Consider the following 16,821-nt stretch of genomic DNA (forward strand, 5'->3'; position numbering starts at 1 on the left):
GATGGAGGGCCGCCCCGAGCCTGGGGCGGGCGCGCGACACTCTGGCGCACCCGGTGGTCGGGGGCCAGTCTGCTCACGACGACCGAGCGTTCGGCATGGGTGCTAATCGTTCTCGTCATTCGCCCGAGGTCGGTCAACGGGAGGAGGTTGGTCATCCGACCGATGCGGCCTCCCGCTCACGTCGGGTTTCGCCTTCGTTTCGGCTCCTCGGGTGGAAGGCGACGCAAGCGCCACACGTTCCAGGCCTCCAGGGCCGTCGTGGCCGTGAAGAAGAGGGCCAGGACCCCTGTGATTTTCGTGGCCCACGTCACGCTGAAGAACATCGCGCACAGCCACAGGGCCAGAAAGAACAGGACCAGTCGGATGCCGCTGCGGAATGCGACCTCGGACTGACGGATGCGGGTAGCTCGCTTCATGGTCGACCCGGGACTCGATTTATCGGAAGTGTTCGAACCCAAGACATGATGGATGTCCGATGTCCTCACTGGCCATGAGCAGGAGCCCGTGGAGGACCGTTCCTTGGGCGCTGTCCGCAAACTCTGACATGCATCCTCGCGCGTTGATGAGTCATGGACGCATGGCCTCTGGATGGAGACCTGTCTCTGCCACGGACTGCTAGCTTGCGCCCTCATGGACACCGACACCCCCGCGCTCGCCTCGCTGTCCATTCCCCTGGTCTCGCTGCGCATGCAGGCCTTGGAGGCGGGGCCCGCGGACGGCCCGCTCATGCTCCTGCTGCACGGCTTCCCCGAGCTGTCGGAGAGCTGGCGTGACGTGCTGCCCGTGCTCGGCGCGGCGGGCTATCACGCCGTGGCTCCGGACCTGCGCGGCTATGGCGGCACGGACCGTCCCCGGAAGGGCTACGACCTCGACACGCTCGCCGAGGACATCTACCAGCTCGCCCGCCACCTCCAGCCCGACCGCCCCATCCACCTCGTGGGCCACGACTGGGGCGGCGGCATCGCCTACCACGTGGCCGCCACCCGCCCCGACATCGTCGCCACCCTCACCGTCGTCAACTGTCCCCACCCCTCCGTCCTGCTGCGCCGCATCTGGCGCCCCGCCCAACTGCGCCGCTCCTGGTACATGTTCTTCTTCCAGCTCCCCTGGCTCCCCGAGCGCGCCCTCTCCGCGAACAACGGCGCCCGCGTCCCGGGCCTCATCCGCCGGGGCATGTCCCGCAACTCCCAGGTCAGCGACGCGCGCCTCGCCCCCTACGCCCAGAACCTCTCCCACCCGGACGCCGCCCGCGCCGCCGTGGATTACTACCGCCAGTCCTTCCGCGACCTCCTCACCCCCAACGGCGCCCGCCGCCTCCTCCAGGGCTACCCCCGCATCCGCGCCCCCTTCCGCCTGGTCTGGGCCGAGGAGGACCGCGCCCTGGGCCGCGAGCTCACCCACGACCTGGAGCCCTGGTTCGAGCTGCCTCCCCAGGTGCGCTTCCTCCCAGGCGTGGGCCACTTCGCTCCCCTGGAGGCGCCCGCCCTGGTTTCCGCGCAGATCCTCGAACACGTGGGCACACACCCGCCCCAGCCCATACGCCGAGCGTAGACAGACACGGAGGAGATGGTTGTCCCCGGCAACCTTCCCCCCGGGGACTTGGCGGCGGGGCAGGGGTGAGGGATGTTCCGGCCGTCTCACATTCCCTGGAGTCAAGCGCATGAACCCGTCCCAGTCCCGCCTCGGGGCGTTGTCGTTGCTCGTCGTCGCCGCCCTCTGTCTGACCTCCGCCACCGGCTGCGCCGGCCGCCGCCGCGAGGCCTTCCTCAACGACAAGGCGCGCACCCACGTCTACCGCAAGCCCGCCGCCGAGGTCTGGCCGCAGGCCATCGCCCTCCTCAAGGAGAAGGGCTACTCCATGCGCGCGGGCAAGGACGGCTTCGAGGCGTCCACCGAGTGGCTCATGCACGGCGCCCCCTCGTCGCTGGGCACCACCCAGGTGCGCTACCTGGTGAAGGCCGTCGAGCGCGGCCCCGGCCAGTGCGCCATCGAGTACTACAAGCAGCTGTCCACCGAGTCCCGCGGCGCCCAGAGCGGCGGCCGTCAGCAGTCGGAGTTCAACGACCCGGCCCCCCGCGCCGACGGCACCACCTTCAATCGCGACCCGGAGATGGAGTGGGAGCTCTTGCAGAAGGTGGACGCGGAGTCGGCCACCGCCCTGCGCGCCGAGGCGGAGAAGATCCAGTAACGAAGTCGAGCGTCCCCGAGGAGCCGCCGCGCGTCAGTCGCGCAGCGGCAGCTCCAGGGTGAAGCCGTCGTACGCCACCTCACAGGGCCCCTTGTACTCCTCGCGCGCCTGCGCGAGCAGCTTCGCGGGGTCCGTGTCGTGGCGGCTGGACAGGTGGGTGAGCACCAGCCGGCGTGCTCCCGCCTCGCGGGCCACCCGCGCCGCCTCGCGCGCCGTGGAGTGATGCGTCTCCAGCGCCCGCGCCTGCTCGTCGTCGGAGAAGGTGGACTCGTGGATGAGCAGGTCCGCGTCCTGGGCCGCCTTCACCACCGCGGCGCACGGCCGCGTGTCCCCGGAGATGACCAGCTTGCGCCCCGGCCGCGGCGCGCCCAGCACGTCCTCGGGCTTCACCACGCGCCCGTCCTCCAGCGTGACGCTCTCGCCCCTCTGCAGCTTGCCGAAGTGGGGCCCCGACGGCACGCCCAGCTCGCGCGCCTTCTCCAGGTTGAAGCGCCCCGGCCGCTCGTCCTCCACCAGCGCGTACGCCAGCGCGTTGATGCGGTGGTCCACGCCGATGGCGTGCAGCGCGTACCCGTTGCGCCGCACCACGTCGCCGTCCTTCACCTCGTGGATTTCGACGGGGAAGGACATGGCCTCCACGCCCAGGTGCACCGCTTGGTGCAGCAGGCGGCGGGCCGGCGGCGGGCCGTACAGGTGGATGGCGTGCTCGCGCCCCATCATCCCCAGCGTGCGCAGGAAGCCGATGATTCCCAGGTAGTGGTCGGCGTGGAAGTGCGTGAAGAAGACCGCGTCCACCGTGAAGCCGGTGCCGAAGCGCACCATCTGCCGCTGGCTGCCCTCGCCGCAGTCGAACAGCAGCAGGTCCGTGTCCGCCTTCACCGCGAGGCCCGACAGGTTGCGGTGCAGGGTGGGCTGGGCGGCGGAGGTGCCGAGGAAGGTGAGCCTGAGGAGGGACATGCCGGCACTTCCCACGCGAAGAGTGTCTCCCGCGCCCGGACCGCCAGGGCGCGAGGCGCCATTTAGCAGGCTTTGGACCCGCCCGTGCTATGTGAGCCGCCCCCCAGACACCGCCATGCCCGAATCCCTGACGTTCGCCCCCACCTCGGACCCCCGCCGCGTGCGTGCCCCGGATGGCCGCGTGCTCTCCGTGCCGGAGGGCTGGGTCCTGCTGCCCCCCGGTGACGCCGGGCTCACCCGCCGCGTGAAGGCCGCGGGCCCCACCTGGACGGTGGTGGAGAAGGTGGGCCGCAAGCTCTTCTCCCGAGGCGTGTGGGCCCCCGAGCCGCACATCCTCCAGGCCAAGGCCGCGCTGGACGCCGAGCGCGCCACCCCCGCCTACGCCAGGAAGCTGGCCGCCGGCCGCGACCGGCGCGCCCGCGAGCAGGAGCAGTACGAGGTCGACTTCGCCAACAGCGTCCTGCGCTTCCTCGCCTTCTCCCCCGCGTGGCTGGCCCACGCCAAGAAGCTGGCCGTGCTCGTCTCCGCGCACGCCACCCCCGTGGGCAGCGGCACCGTGGCCCGGACGGAGCGCATCCCCGTGGAGCGCCGCGCCGAGGCCGCCGTCATCGCCTGGATGCGCCACCAGACGACCCAGTACGACGACATGAGCATCGCCCGCGTGAAGGGCGCCCGGCGTGAGGTGCGCCGCGAGCTGGCGGAAATCTCCCGCGCCGTGCTGGACCTGCACCGCCGCGACGTGCCCCACGGCCCCTCCGCGTGTCCGCTGTGCACCGCCCTGGCGCGTGTGGGAGCGGGTACTCCCCAGCCCTGAGCCCGGCCTCCGGGGTGGAATGACGGTGGGGTTTCTGACCCGCCGTTCACTCACATTGCGTCATTACTGACCGGCGGGTTAATAACGGGTCCGTCATGCCGAGACCCGCGGACCCCCACGCCAGGGAAGCCCTGATGACCGCCGCCCGGGCGGAGTTCGCCCGCAAGGGGCTGCGCGGGGCGCGCATCGAGGACATCACCGCCGCGTGCGGGCTCTCCAAGGGCGCCTTCTATCTGCACTTCGAGTCGAAGGAGGCGCTGTTCGCCGAGGTGCTGACCTCGCTCGAGACGCGGCTCAACTCGCTGAACACGCGGCGGATGGAGGCGGTGGAGCGCCACTTCCGCGAGCAGGGGCTGCCCGGCCCCCGGGACAGGCGGGATTTCATCGAACGCTACCAGCGCTTCTTCCAGACCGAAATCGACTTCGATTTGGAGTCGCTGGAGCTGATGTGGTCCCACCGGGACATCGTCGCGGTGCTCGTCAGCGGCAGCCAGGGCACGCCCTTCGAGTCGCTCTTGTGGCGCATGACGGACGCGCAGGTGGAGCGCGTGGCGCGCGACTTCCGGCGGATGCAGGAGGCGGGGGCGGCGGACTCGGAGATGGATGCGCGCCTGTTCGCCTCGTTCATCGTCGGCGCGTACGTGCTGCTCGCGCAGCGCATGGTCCACCTGCAGCAGAAGCCGGACCTGACGGCCTGGGCGCACACGCTCCAGCGCCTGTGTGAAGGCGGCACGGTGCCGCGCTTCGAGCCCTCCGCTGTCGCCCGGCCCTCCGTACGCGCGCAGCGGCCCAAGACTTCCACGCGACGGGCACCCGCCCGCGCGAAGACCCGTCACACCCCGAGGAAACGTCCGTGAACCTCCCCAGCAACCCCCGCGCCCCCAGGGCGCTCGCCATGGCGGGGCTCGTCGCCGCGACGCTGTCCGTGTCCGCCTGCTCCCGCGCGGATGCGTCCTCCACGCCCGCCGCCGGAGCCAAGACGGAGGCCGCGCCGCCGTCCGTGAAGCTGGTGTCCGCGCGCACGGTGAAGGCCGCGCCGCGCGAGGAGGTGACGGGCACGCTGTTCCCCGCGCAGATGCTCCAGGTGGGCTTCGAGGTGGGCGGGCGGCTGGCCGCGGTGAAGGTGGGCAAGGGGACGGTGGTGAAGAAGGGGGACGTGCTGGGGCAATTGGACGTGGAGATTGCCGACGCGCAGGTGGCGCAGGCGGAGGCCGCGGTGGCGGCGGCGCAGGCCGGGGCGGACATGGCCGCGGACGTGGCCGCGCGCAACCAGACGCTGCAGAAGGAGGGCGGGGTGAGTGATTTGCAGAACCGCTCCACCGCGGCGCAGGCGGCGCAGGCCCAGGCGCAGCTGCTCGCGGCCAAGGCGCAGCTGGCGCAGGCGCGGGCGGCCCGACGTCGGCACGACCTGAAGGCGCCCTTCGAGGGGACGCTCATCGACGCGCCGGAGCAGACGGGCGCCACGGTGGGGCCGGGCACGCCGCTGTTCAACCTGGAGCGGCTGGACACGCTCCTGCTCAAGACGACGGTGGCGGAGTCGCTGCGCGCCCGGCTCAAGCCCGGCCAGAAGGTGCGGGTGGAGTCCATCGCCGGCGGCGCCTTCACCGAGGACGCGGTGGTGCGCACCATCCTGCCCTCCGCGGACCCGGCCACGCGTCGGGTGCCGGTGGAGCTGGCGGTGCCCAACGCGGACGGCCGCTTCGTGGCGCACACGCTGGCGCGCGCGGTGCTCCAGCTGGGGGATGACCAGGACGCGCGGGTGGTGCCGGGCTCGGCGCTGTCCTCGGCGAACGGGGACCACGTGCTCATCGTCGGCTCGGGCGGCGAGGTGAAGCGGGTGGACGTGCAGGTGCTGGAGCGGCGCGAGCGCGAGGTGGTGGTGCTGGCGCGCTCCGAGTTCGAGTCGGTCATCGACCACCCCACGCCGAGCCTGTCGCAGGGCTCGCGCGTCACCGTGAAGTAGAGGGACGCCGCCATGCTCCTGAGCGACGTCTCCATCCGTCGGCCCGTCTTCACCACGATGCTGTCGCTGTGCCTCGTCGTCCTCGGCCTGATGGGCCTGGGGCGGCTGGGCACGGACCTGTATCCGGACGTGGCCTTCCCCGTCGTGGTCGTCAGCACCGTCTACAAGGGCGCGGGTCCGGGCGAAATCGAGACCCAGGTCGTCAAGCCCATCGAGGATGCCGTCGCGGGCATCAGCGGCGTGGACAAGATCCACTCCTGGAGCCGCGAGAACCTGAGCACGGTGGTGGTGCAGTTCAAGCTGTCCACCAACATCGACCGCGCGGTGCAGGAGGTGCGCGACAAGGTGGCGGGCATCGCCAACAAGCTGCCGCAGACGGCGGACGCGCCGGTGGTGGGCCGGGTGGACCTGTCTGCCACGCCCATCCTCACGTACGCGGTGTCCGCGGACCTGCGCTCCCAAGATTTGCGCCGGCTCATCGATGACCGCATCAAGCCCGCGCTCGCGCAGCTGGAGGGCGTGGCGGAGGTGCGAATCACGGGCGGCGACACGCGCGAGATTCAAATCGACCTGGACCTGGACAAGGCGCGCTCGGCGGGCGTGTCCCCGCTGGAGATTGCCCAGCGGGTGGGGGCGGAGAACCTGGACCTGCCGGCGGGCCGGCTGCAGCTGGGCTCGAGCGAGCTGACGGTGCGCTCGCTGGGGCAGTTCAAGGACGTGGAGGAGATCCGCCGGTTGCCGGTGGCGCGCAGCCGCACGGGCGCGCAGGTGCGGCTGGAGGAGATTGCGACGGTGACGGACGGGGTGGCGGAGCGGCGCACGGTGGCGCGGCTCAACGGGCAGGACGCCGTCATCCTGGACGTGGTGAAGCAGCCGGGCTCCAACACCATGGCGGTGAGCGACAACGTCAAGCGCGTGCTCAAGGACATGGGGCCGGAGGTGGGGCAGGGCTTCACGGCGCGGCTGCTCATCGACCAGTCGGACCTCATCAAGGAGAACGCGCACGAGGTGTGGGTGGCGCTCATCTTCGGCGGCGCGATGGCGGTGCTCATCATCCTGCTGTTCCTGCTGGATGGTCGCGGCACGTTCATCTCCGCGCTGGCGCTGCCCACGTCGGTGCTGGGGACGTTCTTCGCGATGTACCTCTTGGACTACACGCTCAACCAGATGACGCTCCTGGGGTTGTCGCTGGCCATCGGTCTGCTCATCGACGACGCGGTGGTGGTGCGCGAGGCGATCACCCACCGGCTGGAGAAGGGCGAGGACCCGATGAGCGCGGCGGCCAACGGCACGCGCGACGTCGGCCTCGCGGTGCTGGCGACGACGCTGTCGCTGGTGGCGGTGTTCGTGCCGGTGGCGTTCATGCCGGGCATCGTCGGTCAGTTCTTCAAGCAGTTCGGCATCACGATTTCGGTCGCCGTGCTCATCTCGCTGTTCATCTCCTTCACGCTGGACCCGATGCTGTCGGCGCGGCTCGCCAAGCAGCGCAGGCCGGGCGAGGTGCACAAGGACAACGCGGTGGCGGCGTGGCTGCGCGCCTTCCTGGACGGCACGGAGCGCGTGTACGAGCGCATCCTGCGCTGGGTGCTCGCGCACAAGTGGCTGACGACGGGCATCACCGTGGTGGTGCTGGTGGTGTCGTTCGGCGCGTCGAGCCGGCTGGGGTTGGAGTTCCTGTCGGCGGAGGACCGCTCGCAGTTCATGGTGGATTTGCAGCTGCCGGACTCGGCGAGCATCGCGGAGACGGAGTCGCGCACGGGGGAGGCGGAGGAGTTGCTGCGCAAGCTGCCGGAGGTGACGGCGGTCTACTCGGTGGTGGGCACCAACGGCGACGTGAACAAGGCTCGGCTGCGCGTGCTGACGGTGGGCAAGGGCGAGCGCACCAAGGGCATCCCGCAGTTGAAGGAGGAGGCGCGCGAGCTGCTCACGGGGCTGGTGGCCACGCGGGTGAACCTGAGCGACCCGCCCATCCTCGAGGGCATGGGGGGGGACTTCTATCCCATCATGGTGCGGGTGACGGGGCCGGACCTGGCGCGGGTGCAGGTGGAGGCGGAGCGAATCGCCGACATCCTGCGCAAGCTGGAGGGGACGGCGGACGTGCGGGTGGAGGCGAATCCGCCCAAGCCGGAGCTCCAGGTGCACATCGACCGGGCGCGGGCGAGCGACGCGGACATCAACGCTGCGGGGCTGGCGACGCAGCTGCGGCTGGCGATTGGCGGCGACGTGGTGGCGAAGCTGCGCGAGGGCACGACGGAGACGGACATCCGGGTGCGGCTGGCGGAGAAGGACCGGAGCACGCCGGAGCGGGTGCGGCAGCTGGAGGTGTTCACGCCCCGGGGTCTGAGGCCGGTGACGGACGTGGCGAGCGTGGAGCTGCGGGACGGGCCGAGCGTCATCGAGCACGAGAACCGCGAGCGGCAGATTGCCGTGTTCTCACAGCTGGGCAAGGGCGCGGCGCTGGGCAACATCGCGGCGAAGCTGAAGGAGCAGGTGGCGCTGGCGCCGCTGCCGCCGGGGTACACGATTGTCTACGACGGCCAGATGAAGAGCATGGATGAGCAGAACGAGGCGTTCGGCACGGCCTTCATGCTGGCGTTCGTGTTCATCTACATGGTGCTGGCGAGCCAGTTCGAGTCCTTCAAGCACCCGTTCACCATCATGGCGTCCTTGCCGCTGGCGCTGGTGGGCGCGTTGTTGGGATTGGTGCTGACGGGCTACCACCTGTCGATGGGCGCGATGATTGGCATCATCCTGTTGATGGGATTGGTGACGAAGAACGCCATCCTGCTCATCGACGGAGCGTTGCAGCACCTGCGCGAGGGTGACTCGGTGGACGAGGCGCTGATGAAGGCGGGGCCTCGTCGGTTGCGTCCGATCCTGATGACGAGCGCGGCGATGGCGATTGCCATGGTGCCGACGGCGGTGGGCACGGGGACGGGCTCGGAGTTCCGGGCGCCCATGGCCATCTCGGTGATTGGCGGCGTCATCACGTCCACGTTCCTGACGCTGCTGGTGGTGCCGGTGGTGTTCGCGGCGATGGAGCGGGTGGGGCGCTTCGGTCGCAAGAAGACGCCCGCGGCCGGGCCCGCCGTGAAGCCGGTGGAGTCCGGGCCCAGTCAGGCCGCGTGACACCGTCTGTGTGAAACACGGGGCCCGAGGCGGTTGGCTCGGGCCCTGTCTCCGGAGTGGCTCACCCGCCCGTGTACACGGGCGTCATCGTGTCGAGGATGGCGCGCATGAGCGCCTGTCCGTCCGGCGTGTCCGGACACAGTCCTCCCCAGACCAGCGTGAGGCGCTCGGAGACGGGGCGGAAGTACATGCGCCCTCGCATCCTCACCGGCTCATAGCTCTCCCGGCCACCGGCGAGGTAGTCCTCCTCCGGCAGGCCGAACACCGCGTAGTAGCTCAGGTCCGGCGCCTGCGCGTCCTCGGTGCGATGCAACCCGCTGGGGATGAGACAGGCCACGTCCGCGCTGTGCCACGCGCCCTGCCGCCCCGTCGTCACCTCCAGCGGCTCGAAACACATCCGCGACGCCGGGCACCCCATCTCCCCCGCCGTCAGGAAGTTGTAGTCCAGCCGCGGAATCTCCAGCATCTCCTCCACGTCCACCCGTCCATCGCTCCGGAAACCCCATGGGTTGCCGTCCCGCTTGTACGAGCGCACGCCATAGGCGCCGTAGAACACGTTGTACCAGGGGCTGTGCGGATTGAAGTAGTCCGAGCACCCCACGTCGTCCGGGAAGTCCGCGATGGTGAAGGCCACCAGCAAGTCGAACAGCCGCTTGTTCTCGAACGCGAGGAACGGCTCGTGCGCCACCGCCCCGATGGAGCCCCGGACCGCCGGCACCGGCGTCACCCACCCCAGCTCGTCCAGGAAGTTCGTCTTGCCCGGCAGCGGCGTCGCGTTCATGGCCATCACGGCCAGCTCTCGTTGGAGACCCATGGTGTTTTCGTTCCCCGCTGCAACGACAGATGGGTCCAGAGTACACTGGTGAACATGCCGGAGAAGCTCGTCTTCGAGCACACCTTCGAAGGGCTCTTCGTGAGGGGACTCGCGGGGCGCGTCACGCCCGTCCTGCGAGACCGCCTGCACGAGGTCGGCCTGGACCTGAAGAAGAAGCTCCGGCCCGCCTACGACTTCGACATCTGGTGCTCCGCCGTCCGCGTCGCCGCCCAGGAGCTGCACCCCGACGTGCCCCCCGAGGAGGGCTATGCCCTGCTGGGTGAGCGCATGGTGGACGGCTACCGCGAGACGGCGATGGGGCGCGCCCTCTTCAGCGTCATCCAGCTTCTGGGCCCTCGACGCGGCGTGGGCCGCGCCCAGCAGATGTTCCGCTCCGGCAACAACTACACCGAGGCCCGCATCGAGGATGTCTCCTCCAACGAGGTGGACCTCTGGATGAACGAGGCCGGCCCCATCCGCTACTTCACCCAGGGCGCCCTGCGCGCGGGCCTGCGCGCCACCGGCGCCGTGCAGCCGCTCGTCACCGTGGCGGGCTTCACCTCCGCCGACGTCACCTACCGCTGCACGTGGCGCAATGGAGTCTCCTGAGCCCTCCCTGCCGGGCCTGCTCGCCGTGGACCTGGGCCTGCGCTCGGGGCTCGCCCTGTACGGACCGGATGGGCGGCTGCGGACGTACCGCTCGCAGAACTTCGGCAGCCAGTCGCGGCTGAAGCGCGCGGTGCCCTCGGTCCTCGCGGGCTCGGGCGAGCTGGCCTGGCTCGTCCTCGAGGGCGGCGGACCCGTGGCGGACGTCTGGGAGCGCGAGGCGTCACGGCGCGCGCTGCCCGTGCTGCGCGTCTCCGCCGAGGACTGGCGCGAGCGGCTCCTGTACGCGCGTGAGCAGCGCAGTGGCGGACAGGCGAAGGACGCGGCGGACGGACTGGCGCGCAGGGTCATCGCGTGGTCCGGCGCGCCGAAGCCGACCTCGCTGCGCCACGACGCCGCGGAGGCCATCCTGTTGGGCCTGTGGGGCGTGCTGGAGGTGGGCTGGCTCGCGCAGGTGCCGCCCGAGGTCCGCGCCCGGTAGGGGCCCTTGCCGCGTCCCTGCTATGACGGGGGCTCGGGTTGCGCCGGAAGGAGGCCACGGTGAAGCGGTGGGTGGATGCGCTCGCGCGCACGGGGTACCGGGGCGCGTACACGCTGGCGCGGCTGTACTGGCTCGTGCGTCACCCCAGGACGCAGGGCGTCTTCGTCGGCGTGTGGCACGCCGGCCGGGTGCTGCTCCTCCAGAACTCCTACAAGCACCCGCTCAGCATGCCCGGCGGAGGCATGGACGGGGGCGAGTCCCCCGAGCAGGCCGGCGCCCGCGAGCTGCACGAGGAGGTCGGCCTGCGCGTGGACGTGTCCTCCCTCGCCCCGTCTTCGAGACCGTGGGCACCTCCGAGAACAAGGAGGACCACGTCCGCTTCCTCGAGCTCGACGTGGACCACGAGCCCACGCTCACCATCGATGACCGCGAGGTCACCTGGGCGGCGTTCATCGACTTGGACACCGCCTTGCGCCTGCCCGTCTCGCCCCTGGTCCGTGCCTACCTGGAGCACGCGCGCTCACGCCGCTGACCCCCGGCAATCCCACGCGGGCAGACGATGGGCCCACGGGGCCATGCCCGCTCCCGCCGCGTCACCTCCGCGGCCGTGTCTCGAGACATGGCACCGCCAGGCCGGGGTGAGCCGGCGTCCTCGAGACAGGGATTGCCAGGGTGAGAAATCCCCGTGCGGGCGCGACAGTGACGTCGAGGAGGGGGCCCGTGCGGGGAGAGGAGACCGTCGTCAGCGGGCGTGGGCGACCGCGGGCTCGTTGACCAGGAAGTGCTGGGTACGGGCCTTGGCGAGCTGCTTGTCCGCTTCCTCGATGGACACACAATTCACGGTGATGTCGCCGTTCTCCGTCACCGTCTCGGAGGCCACGCGCGCCGTCTGGAGCCGGGCGATGACCGAGTCCGACACATGCACGCACACCAGGCAGCCCCGCTCGCGGCCGTACTGGACGACCTCGCCGAAGATGGCCGCCGACTCCGGCTCCAGCGCCTTCAAGCCCCGCATATCCGCCAGCACCAGGTGCCGGCCTTTCGCATACGTATCCGTCGCGGTCCGGTAGGCCGCGGCGAAATCCTTCATCTCATTGGGTCGGACAAAGCCCTTCAACCGCACCGTGACGGTGCGGCGGTTCGTATCGTTGGAGACCTCGAACATGGAGCCCTCCCTCCTGGGGAGGACAAACAATAACAAACATCCGGGCCACTCCGAAACCACCCCCGGACAGTCTGTCCGCCCTGGAATAGTCGAAAGGAATTGTGTCGCAACAGACCCGGGACGATGGAACATTGCCACCAGCGCGCATCCCCATCTCACGCCAGCGCAATCCTCCGCGCCCAACGTGAAGTCGAGTCACATCCGACTCAGGCGCGCTGACTGCTCTCTCCGGTGACGACCGCCGAGCCGATGAGGTGCGCCAGCCGCAGCGCCTCCGGCACGTGGCCCCTGTCAGTCACGCGCCGGAGCGCCTCCGCCACGTCGTCGGGCCCGGCGCCCTGCACCTGGAAGGTGAAGCCCGCAAGCTGATGGATGGGCCCCGCACGGCAGAGCGTGGCCCAGCGCTCGTCCGCGCGCGGCAGCCGCCTCAGCGCGCGCTCCACCGCGTCCAGGTCCGGCGGCCTGCGCATCACCGCCACGCACGGCTTGCCCAGGCGCGCCGCGAGCGCGGGCAGGTCCACCACGTTGAAGCCGCCGAACGCGATGCCATCGAGCAACACCAGATGCACTTGCGGCAGGAACTTGCCGCCCTCCAGCAGCCGGCACACCTCGCGCGTGCCGTTCCAGCCGTCCCTGCGCACGCGCCCCCAGACGAGCCCCTCGAAGCGCGTGCCCGCGCAGACCACGCCCGCCAGGGGCACGGAGACTCCCGCGCGGCGGGGAAAGGGCCCATCGTCGAAGCCGATGACTCGGGGGAAGCGGGGCAGGCGCATGGGCGGCCCAGCCTCGCAAAGCCCGCCCCCCGTCGGAAAGGAAGAAGCCCGACCCCGCGCGACGCGGAGACGGGCTTCAGGGACGTCCGGACTGGGAAGAAGGCTCAGCCGGCGCGAACGTTCTGCGCCTGGAGGCCCTTGGGGCCGCGGCCGACCTCGAACTCCACCTTCTGGCCTTCCTGCAGCGTCCGGAAGCCATCCATGTTGATGGCCGTGTGGTGGACGAACACGTCCTCACCGCCACCGTCCTGCACGATGAAACCAAAGCCCTTCGCATCGTTGAACCACTTCACGGTACCAGTTGCCATGAATCGCGTTCTCTCGGGTGGTGCGGCGCGCCGCGGTTATCGGCCTCTGAGAATGTAGAGGCCGTAAGTCGGACATAGTCTGCCTGGGGCGGCCGGCTGAGTGGAAGCCCCCTCGGCCGCTTGCCGTGCGGGAGGGGTGAGGAGTGGTGGCCGGGATTCCTACTTCCGCGGGCATGCGGGGAGGGGCGCTGGCGGTGGGCGTGCCTACCGTCAGGAGGAGCCCTCGGTACCGCCCCGGAAAGGACCCCGCGATGAGCCTGTCCATCCTGCCTCCCCCTCCCATCACCCCCCGGGCGGAGAGCGCCCCCCGCCGGGTGGCGCGCCACCTGGTGGATACCAGCGCCCGGGCGGGCATCCTCTCCCGGCCGCTCCTGGAGCGCTTCCCGCTGCGCCGCTGGGTGCCCTCGGAGGTCCACACGCTGCTGGACTACCGCGCCGGCGTGGCCGCGGTGGTGGCGGGCCACCTGTCCGAGGATGGGACAGCGCGTCGAGCGGGCTGGGCCCTGGGCGCGTCGCTGGTTGGCATCACGCTGCTCACCGACGCGCGGCTGAGCGTCTCGAAGCTCATCCCCATCGAGGTGCATGAGCTGTTTGACTACGTCCACGGCGCGGCGGCGGCGCTGGCGCCCTTCGCGCTGGGCTATGCGAAGAGGCACCCCCTCACCGCCGCGGCGCACGTGCTGCTGGGCCTGTCGTCGCTGGCGGTGGCGCTGGTGACGGACTACCGCTGCCAGACGGGCATGCACCTGGGCGGCGAGCACCTGACGGACCCCGAGGGCATCGGCGCCTGAAGACGCGAAGCGGCGGGGCCCTGGGACAGGCACCCCGCCGCTGTTGAATCACGAAGGGAAGGCGGCGCTCAGGCCGTCTTCACCGCGGCCTGGGGCTTGGACTCGGGCGCGCTGGCGCCGGCGACGCTCTGGATGCGCATGCCGTAGAAGCTGCGGTAGACGAACACCGTCGAGAGCACGAAGAACACCACCGACAGGATGCGGGTGAGCTGGCCCTGGCCCGCGGCCTCCAGCTCCACCGCCAGCTCCACGGCGAGCAGGCCGAAGAGGGTGGTGAACTTGATGACCGGGTTGAGCGCCACGGAGGACGTGTCCTTGAACGGGTCGCCCACGGTGTCACCGACGACGGTGGCCGCGTGGAGGTCCGTGCCCTTGGCCTTGAGCTCCACCTCCACCAGCTTCTTCGCGTTGTCCCAGGCGCCACCCGCGTTGGCCATGAAGACGGCCTGGTACAGGCCGAAGATGGCGATGGAGATGAGGTAGCCCACGAAGAAGTACGGCTCCAGGCAGGCGAACGCGAGCGTGCTGAAGAAGACCGCCAGGAAGATGTTGATCATCCCCTTCTGCGCGTACTGCGTGCAGATTTCGACGACCTTCTTGGAGTCCGACACGCTGGCCTTCTCCACGCCCTCCAGCTTGATGTTGGCCTTGATGAACTCCACCGCGCGGTAGGCGCCCGTGGACACCGCCTGCATGGAGGCGCCGGAGAACCAGTAGATGACGGCGCCGCCGGTGATGAGGCCCAACAGGAACGGGGCGTGCAGCAGGGACAGGTACTGGGCCTTCTCCGGGTCGAGCACGCCGTTCTTGATGCCGACGAGCAGCACGATGATGGAGAAGATCATCGTGGTGGCGCCCACCACGGCCGTGCCGATGAGCACCGGCTTCGCGGTGGCCTTGAAGGTGTTGCCCGCGCCGTCGTTCTCCTCGAGGTACTCCTTGCCCTTCTCGAAGTCCGGCGTGAAGCCGAAGTCGCGCTTCACCTCGTCCTTCACGTCGGGGACGTTCTCGATGAGCGACAGCTCGTAGACGCTCTGCGCGTTGTCCGTCACCGGGCCGTACGAGTCCACGGCGATGGTGACCGGGCCCATGCCCAAAAAGCCGAAGGCCACCAGGCCGAAGGCGAACACCGGCGCGGCAATCATGAGCTGGCCCACGCCCTCGCCCGCGACGCCCGAGCCGCTGAACCAGAACGCCAGGCCCATCAGCATGGCGATGACGAGCCCCATCCAGTACGCGGAGAAGTTGCCAGCGACCAGGCCCGAGATGACGTTGAGCGACGCGCCGCCCTCGCGGCTCGCCGTCACCACCTCGCGCACGTGGCGGCTCTCCGTGGAGGTGAAGACCTTGATGACCTCCGGGATGATGGCGCCCGCCAGCGTGCCGCAGGTGATGATGGCGGACAGCTTCCACCACAGCGACGGGTCGCCGTTGAGGTTGGGGATGAGCAGGTAGCTGACCAGGAACGTCAGCGCCACGGAGATGATGGACGTCACCCACACCAGCGCGGTGAGGGGGTGCTCGAAGTTCATGTGGTCCGCGTTCTTGTACTTGGCGGACTGGTACACGTTGTTGAGCGCGTAGGCGGCCAGCGACGCGAGCACCATCACGATGCGCATCATGAATATCCAGACGAGCAGCTCCACCCGGAAGCCCTCGCCCACCGCCAGCAGGATGAAGGTGATGAGCGCCACGCCCGTCACGCCGTAGGTCTCGAAGCCGTCCGCGGACGGGCCCACGCTGTCACCCGCGTTGTCACCCGTGCAGTCCGCGATGACGCCCGGGTTGCGAGCGTCGTCCTCCTTGATGCGGAAGACGATCTTCATCAGGTCCGAGCCGATGTCGGCAATCTTGGTGAAGATGCCGCCCGCGATGCGCAGCGCGGACGCGCCCAGCGACTCGCCGATGGCGAAGCCGATGAAGCACGGGCCCGCGAAGTCCGCCGGGATGAACAGCAGGATGGCCAGCATCAGCAACAGCTCCGTGCTGATGAGCACCATGCCGATGGACATGCCCGCCTGCAGGGGGATGGCGTAGGTGGGGTAGGGCTTGCCGCGCAAGCTCGCGAAGGCGGTGCGGCTGTTGGCGAACGTGTTGACGCGGATGCCGAACCAGGCGACGCCGCACGAGCCGGCGATGCCCACGAGGCTCGCGACGAGGATGATGCCCACCCGGCCCGCGTCCATGTGACGCAGGAAGCCGAAGTAGCCCACCATCACCACCGCGATGAGCGCCCACAGCACGCCGATGAACTTCAGCTGCGTCATCAGGTACGTCTTGCACGTCTCGTAGATGAGCTCGGAGATCTCGAGCATCGCCCGGTGCACGGGCAGCTTCTTGAGGCTCGCGTACTGGAGGAAGCCGAAGACGAGCCCCAGCACGCTCACCGCGATGCCGGACAACAGCAGTTGATGGCCATTGAGTCCGCCGCCCAGGAACGTCTTGGAGGCGAAGTCGGGGAGGACCAGGTCCGCCTCACTGGCGTGAGCGGACGTGGCGGCGAGGACCGACAGGAGCCCCAGGGCCCTGGCGACCACGCCGGTGACGCTCCGGGACGGAGCGTCCTTGCGTGAAACGGTGCTTGTCATGGGGGTGCAACTCCTCACAGAGACTCGGCCGGAAGCGCGACCCACAACGCCGCGCCCCGGGATGACAGGGAGTGGTGTCGAGGGGTTGGCCGTCTGCGAACGAAGTTGCCGCGCGCCGACGCTTCAGCACAGCCTCGCCCTTCAAGGCGCGCGAACGGCACGCGTCCGAAGGCGAGACGGCGAATACCATGGCCGCCCGTGGGAAGTCGAATCCGAGACAGGCTTCGATTGCCCGCAAGACAAA

General features: G+C 69.9%; 17 protein-coding genes and 1 pseudogene. 11 read left to right on the top strand and 7 right to left on the bottom strand.

The genetic code is table 11. The features are described from left to right. Window positions 1–176: 176 nt before the first annotated feature. Window positions 177–416: a hypothetical protein gene (locus AC6JA9_RS03720; RefSeq protein ID WP_497959092.1), complete on the bottom strand. Its 240-nt coding sequence runs from the start codon at window positions 414–416 to the stop codon at window positions 177–179. 214 nt (window positions 417–630) lie between these two features. Between AC6JA9_RS03720 and AC6JA9_RS03725 the strand changes: the two genes are divergently transcribed. After that, window positions 631–1,551 (top strand): alpha/beta fold hydrolase, encoded by a 921-nt coding sequence (locus AC6JA9_RS03725; RefSeq protein WP_497959093.1) that lies wholly within the window; start codon window positions 631–633, stop codon window positions 1,549–1,551. A gap of 109 nt (window positions 1,552–1,660) precedes the next feature. After that, window positions 1,661–2,188 (top strand): hypothetical protein, encoded by a 528-nt coding sequence (locus tag AC6JA9_RS03730; RefSeq protein ID WP_223749212.1) that lies wholly within the window; start codon window positions 1,661–1,663, stop codon window positions 2,186–2,188. Between the two features lie 33 nt (window positions 2,189–2,221). Here the strand turns inward: AC6JA9_RS03730 and rnz are convergent, their stop codons facing one another. Continuing rightward, window positions 2,222–3,145, bottom strand: coding sequence for a ribonuclease Z (gene rnz, locus AC6JA9_RS03735; protein ID WP_223782374.1), 924 nt, complete (start codon window positions 3,143–3,145; stop codon window positions 2,222–2,224). 115 nt (window positions 3,146–3,260) lie between these two features. Here rnz and AC6JA9_RS03740 point away from each other — a divergent pair, with 115 nt between their 5' ends. The 4 genes from AC6JA9_RS03740 to AC6JA9_RS03755 all read left to right on the top strand — a co-directional run bounded on the left by AC6JA9_RS03740 (window position 3,261) and on the right by AC6JA9_RS03755 (window position 9,051). Beyond that, window positions 3,261–3,959: a DUF2293 domain-containing protein gene (locus AC6JA9_RS03740; protein ID WP_223749214.1), complete on the top strand. Its 699-nt coding sequence runs from the start codon at window positions 3,261–3,263 to the stop codon at window positions 3,957–3,959. 134 nt (window positions 3,960–4,093) lie between these two features. Then, a complete protein-coding gene (locus AC6JA9_RS03745; RefSeq protein ID WP_223749215.1) occupies window positions 4,094–4,816 on the top strand; it encodes a TetR/AcrR family transcriptional regulator in 723 nt (240 codons plus the stop codon). A 38-nt stretch (window positions 4,817–4,854) separates the two neighbouring features. Beyond that, a complete protein-coding gene (locus AC6JA9_RS03750) occupies window positions 4,855–5,922 on the top strand; it encodes an efflux RND transporter periplasmic adaptor subunit (RefSeq protein WP_267701139.1) in 1,068 nt (355 codons plus the stop codon). Window positions 5,923–5,934: 12 nt separating this feature from the next. Beyond that, on the top strand, window positions 5,935–9,051 hold the full coding sequence (locus tag AC6JA9_RS03755; RefSeq protein WP_497959094.1) for an efflux RND transporter permease subunit: 3,117 nt from the start codon (window positions 5,935–5,937) through the stop codon (window positions 9,049–9,051). Between the two features lie 61 nt (window positions 9,052–9,112). Here AC6JA9_RS03755 and AC6JA9_RS03760 read toward each other — a convergent pair whose 3' ends face one another. Next, window positions 9,113–9,865, bottom strand: coding sequence for a hypothetical protein (locus AC6JA9_RS03760; RefSeq protein ID WP_497959095.1), 753 nt, complete (start codon window positions 9,863–9,865; stop codon window positions 9,113–9,115). A 54-nt stretch (window positions 9,866–9,919) separates the two neighbouring features. Here AC6JA9_RS03760 and AC6JA9_RS03765 point away from each other — a divergent pair, with 54 nt between their 5' ends. The 4 genes and pseudogenes from AC6JA9_RS03765 (at window position 9,920) to AC6JA9_RS03780 (ending at window position 11,484) form a co-directional block, all read left to right on the top strand. Beyond that, on the top strand, window positions 9,920–10,474 hold the full coding sequence (locus tag AC6JA9_RS03765; protein ID WP_223749218.1) for a DUF2378 family protein: 555 nt from the start codon (window positions 9,920–9,922) through the stop codon (window positions 10,472–10,474). After that, a complete protein-coding gene (locus AC6JA9_RS03770; RefSeq protein WP_497959096.1) occupies window positions 10,461–10,952 on the top strand; it encodes a hypothetical protein in 492 nt (163 codons plus the stop codon). Before AC6JA9_RS03765 ends, AC6JA9_RS03770 begins: the two co-directional genes overlap by 14 nt. A 227-nt stretch (window positions 10,953–11,179) precedes the next feature. Next, window positions 11,180–11,275: pseudogene (locus AC6JA9_RS03775) on the top strand (NUDIX domain-containing protein); the annotation flags it as partial. A 20-nt stretch (window positions 11,276–11,295) separates the two neighbouring features. Continuing rightward, window positions 11,296–11,484 (top strand): hypothetical protein, encoded by a 189-nt coding sequence (locus AC6JA9_RS03780; protein WP_497959097.1) that lies wholly within the window; start codon window positions 11,296–11,298, stop codon window positions 11,482–11,484. A 210-nt stretch (window positions 11,485–11,694) separates the two neighbouring features. Here AC6JA9_RS03780 and AC6JA9_RS03785 read toward each other — a convergent pair whose 3' ends face one another. From AC6JA9_RS03785 to AC6JA9_RS03795, 3 genes are all read right to left on the bottom strand, one after another. After that, complete coding sequence (locus AC6JA9_RS03785) at window positions 11,695–12,117, bottom strand: hypothetical protein (RefSeq protein ID WP_141331705.1); 423 nt, start codon at window positions 12,115–12,117, stop codon at window positions 11,695–11,697. Window positions 12,118–12,323: 206 nt separating this feature from the next. Next, window positions 12,324–12,890: an endonuclease dU gene (locus AC6JA9_RS03790; protein WP_473566781.1), complete on the bottom strand. Its 567-nt coding sequence runs from the start codon at window positions 12,888–12,890 to the stop codon at window positions 12,324–12,326. Between the two features lie 104 nt (window positions 12,891–12,994). Next, entirely contained in the window at window positions 12,995–13,198 is a 204-nt protein-coding gene (locus AC6JA9_RS03795; RefSeq protein ID WP_046710823.1) for a cold-shock protein, read from the bottom strand. A 251-nt stretch (window positions 13,199–13,449) separates the two neighbouring features. On the opposite strand from AC6JA9_RS03795, the gene AC6JA9_RS03800 reads away from it, so the two are divergent. Next, complete coding sequence (locus tag AC6JA9_RS03800) at window positions 13,450–13,989, top strand: hypothetical protein (RefSeq protein WP_497959098.1); 540 nt, start codon at window positions 13,450–13,452, stop codon at window positions 13,987–13,989. A gap of 68 nt (window positions 13,990–14,057) precedes the next feature. Here the strand turns inward: AC6JA9_RS03800 and AC6JA9_RS03805 are convergent, their stop codons facing one another. Further along, window positions 14,058–16,577 (bottom strand): sodium-translocating pyrophosphatase, encoded by a 2,520-nt coding sequence (locus AC6JA9_RS03805; RefSeq protein ID WP_473566782.1) that lies wholly within the window; start codon window positions 16,575–16,577, stop codon window positions 14,058–14,060. Between the last annotated feature and the right edge of the window lie 244 nt (window positions 16,578–16,821).

The organism is Myxococcus sp. MH1, assembly GCF_059738865.1.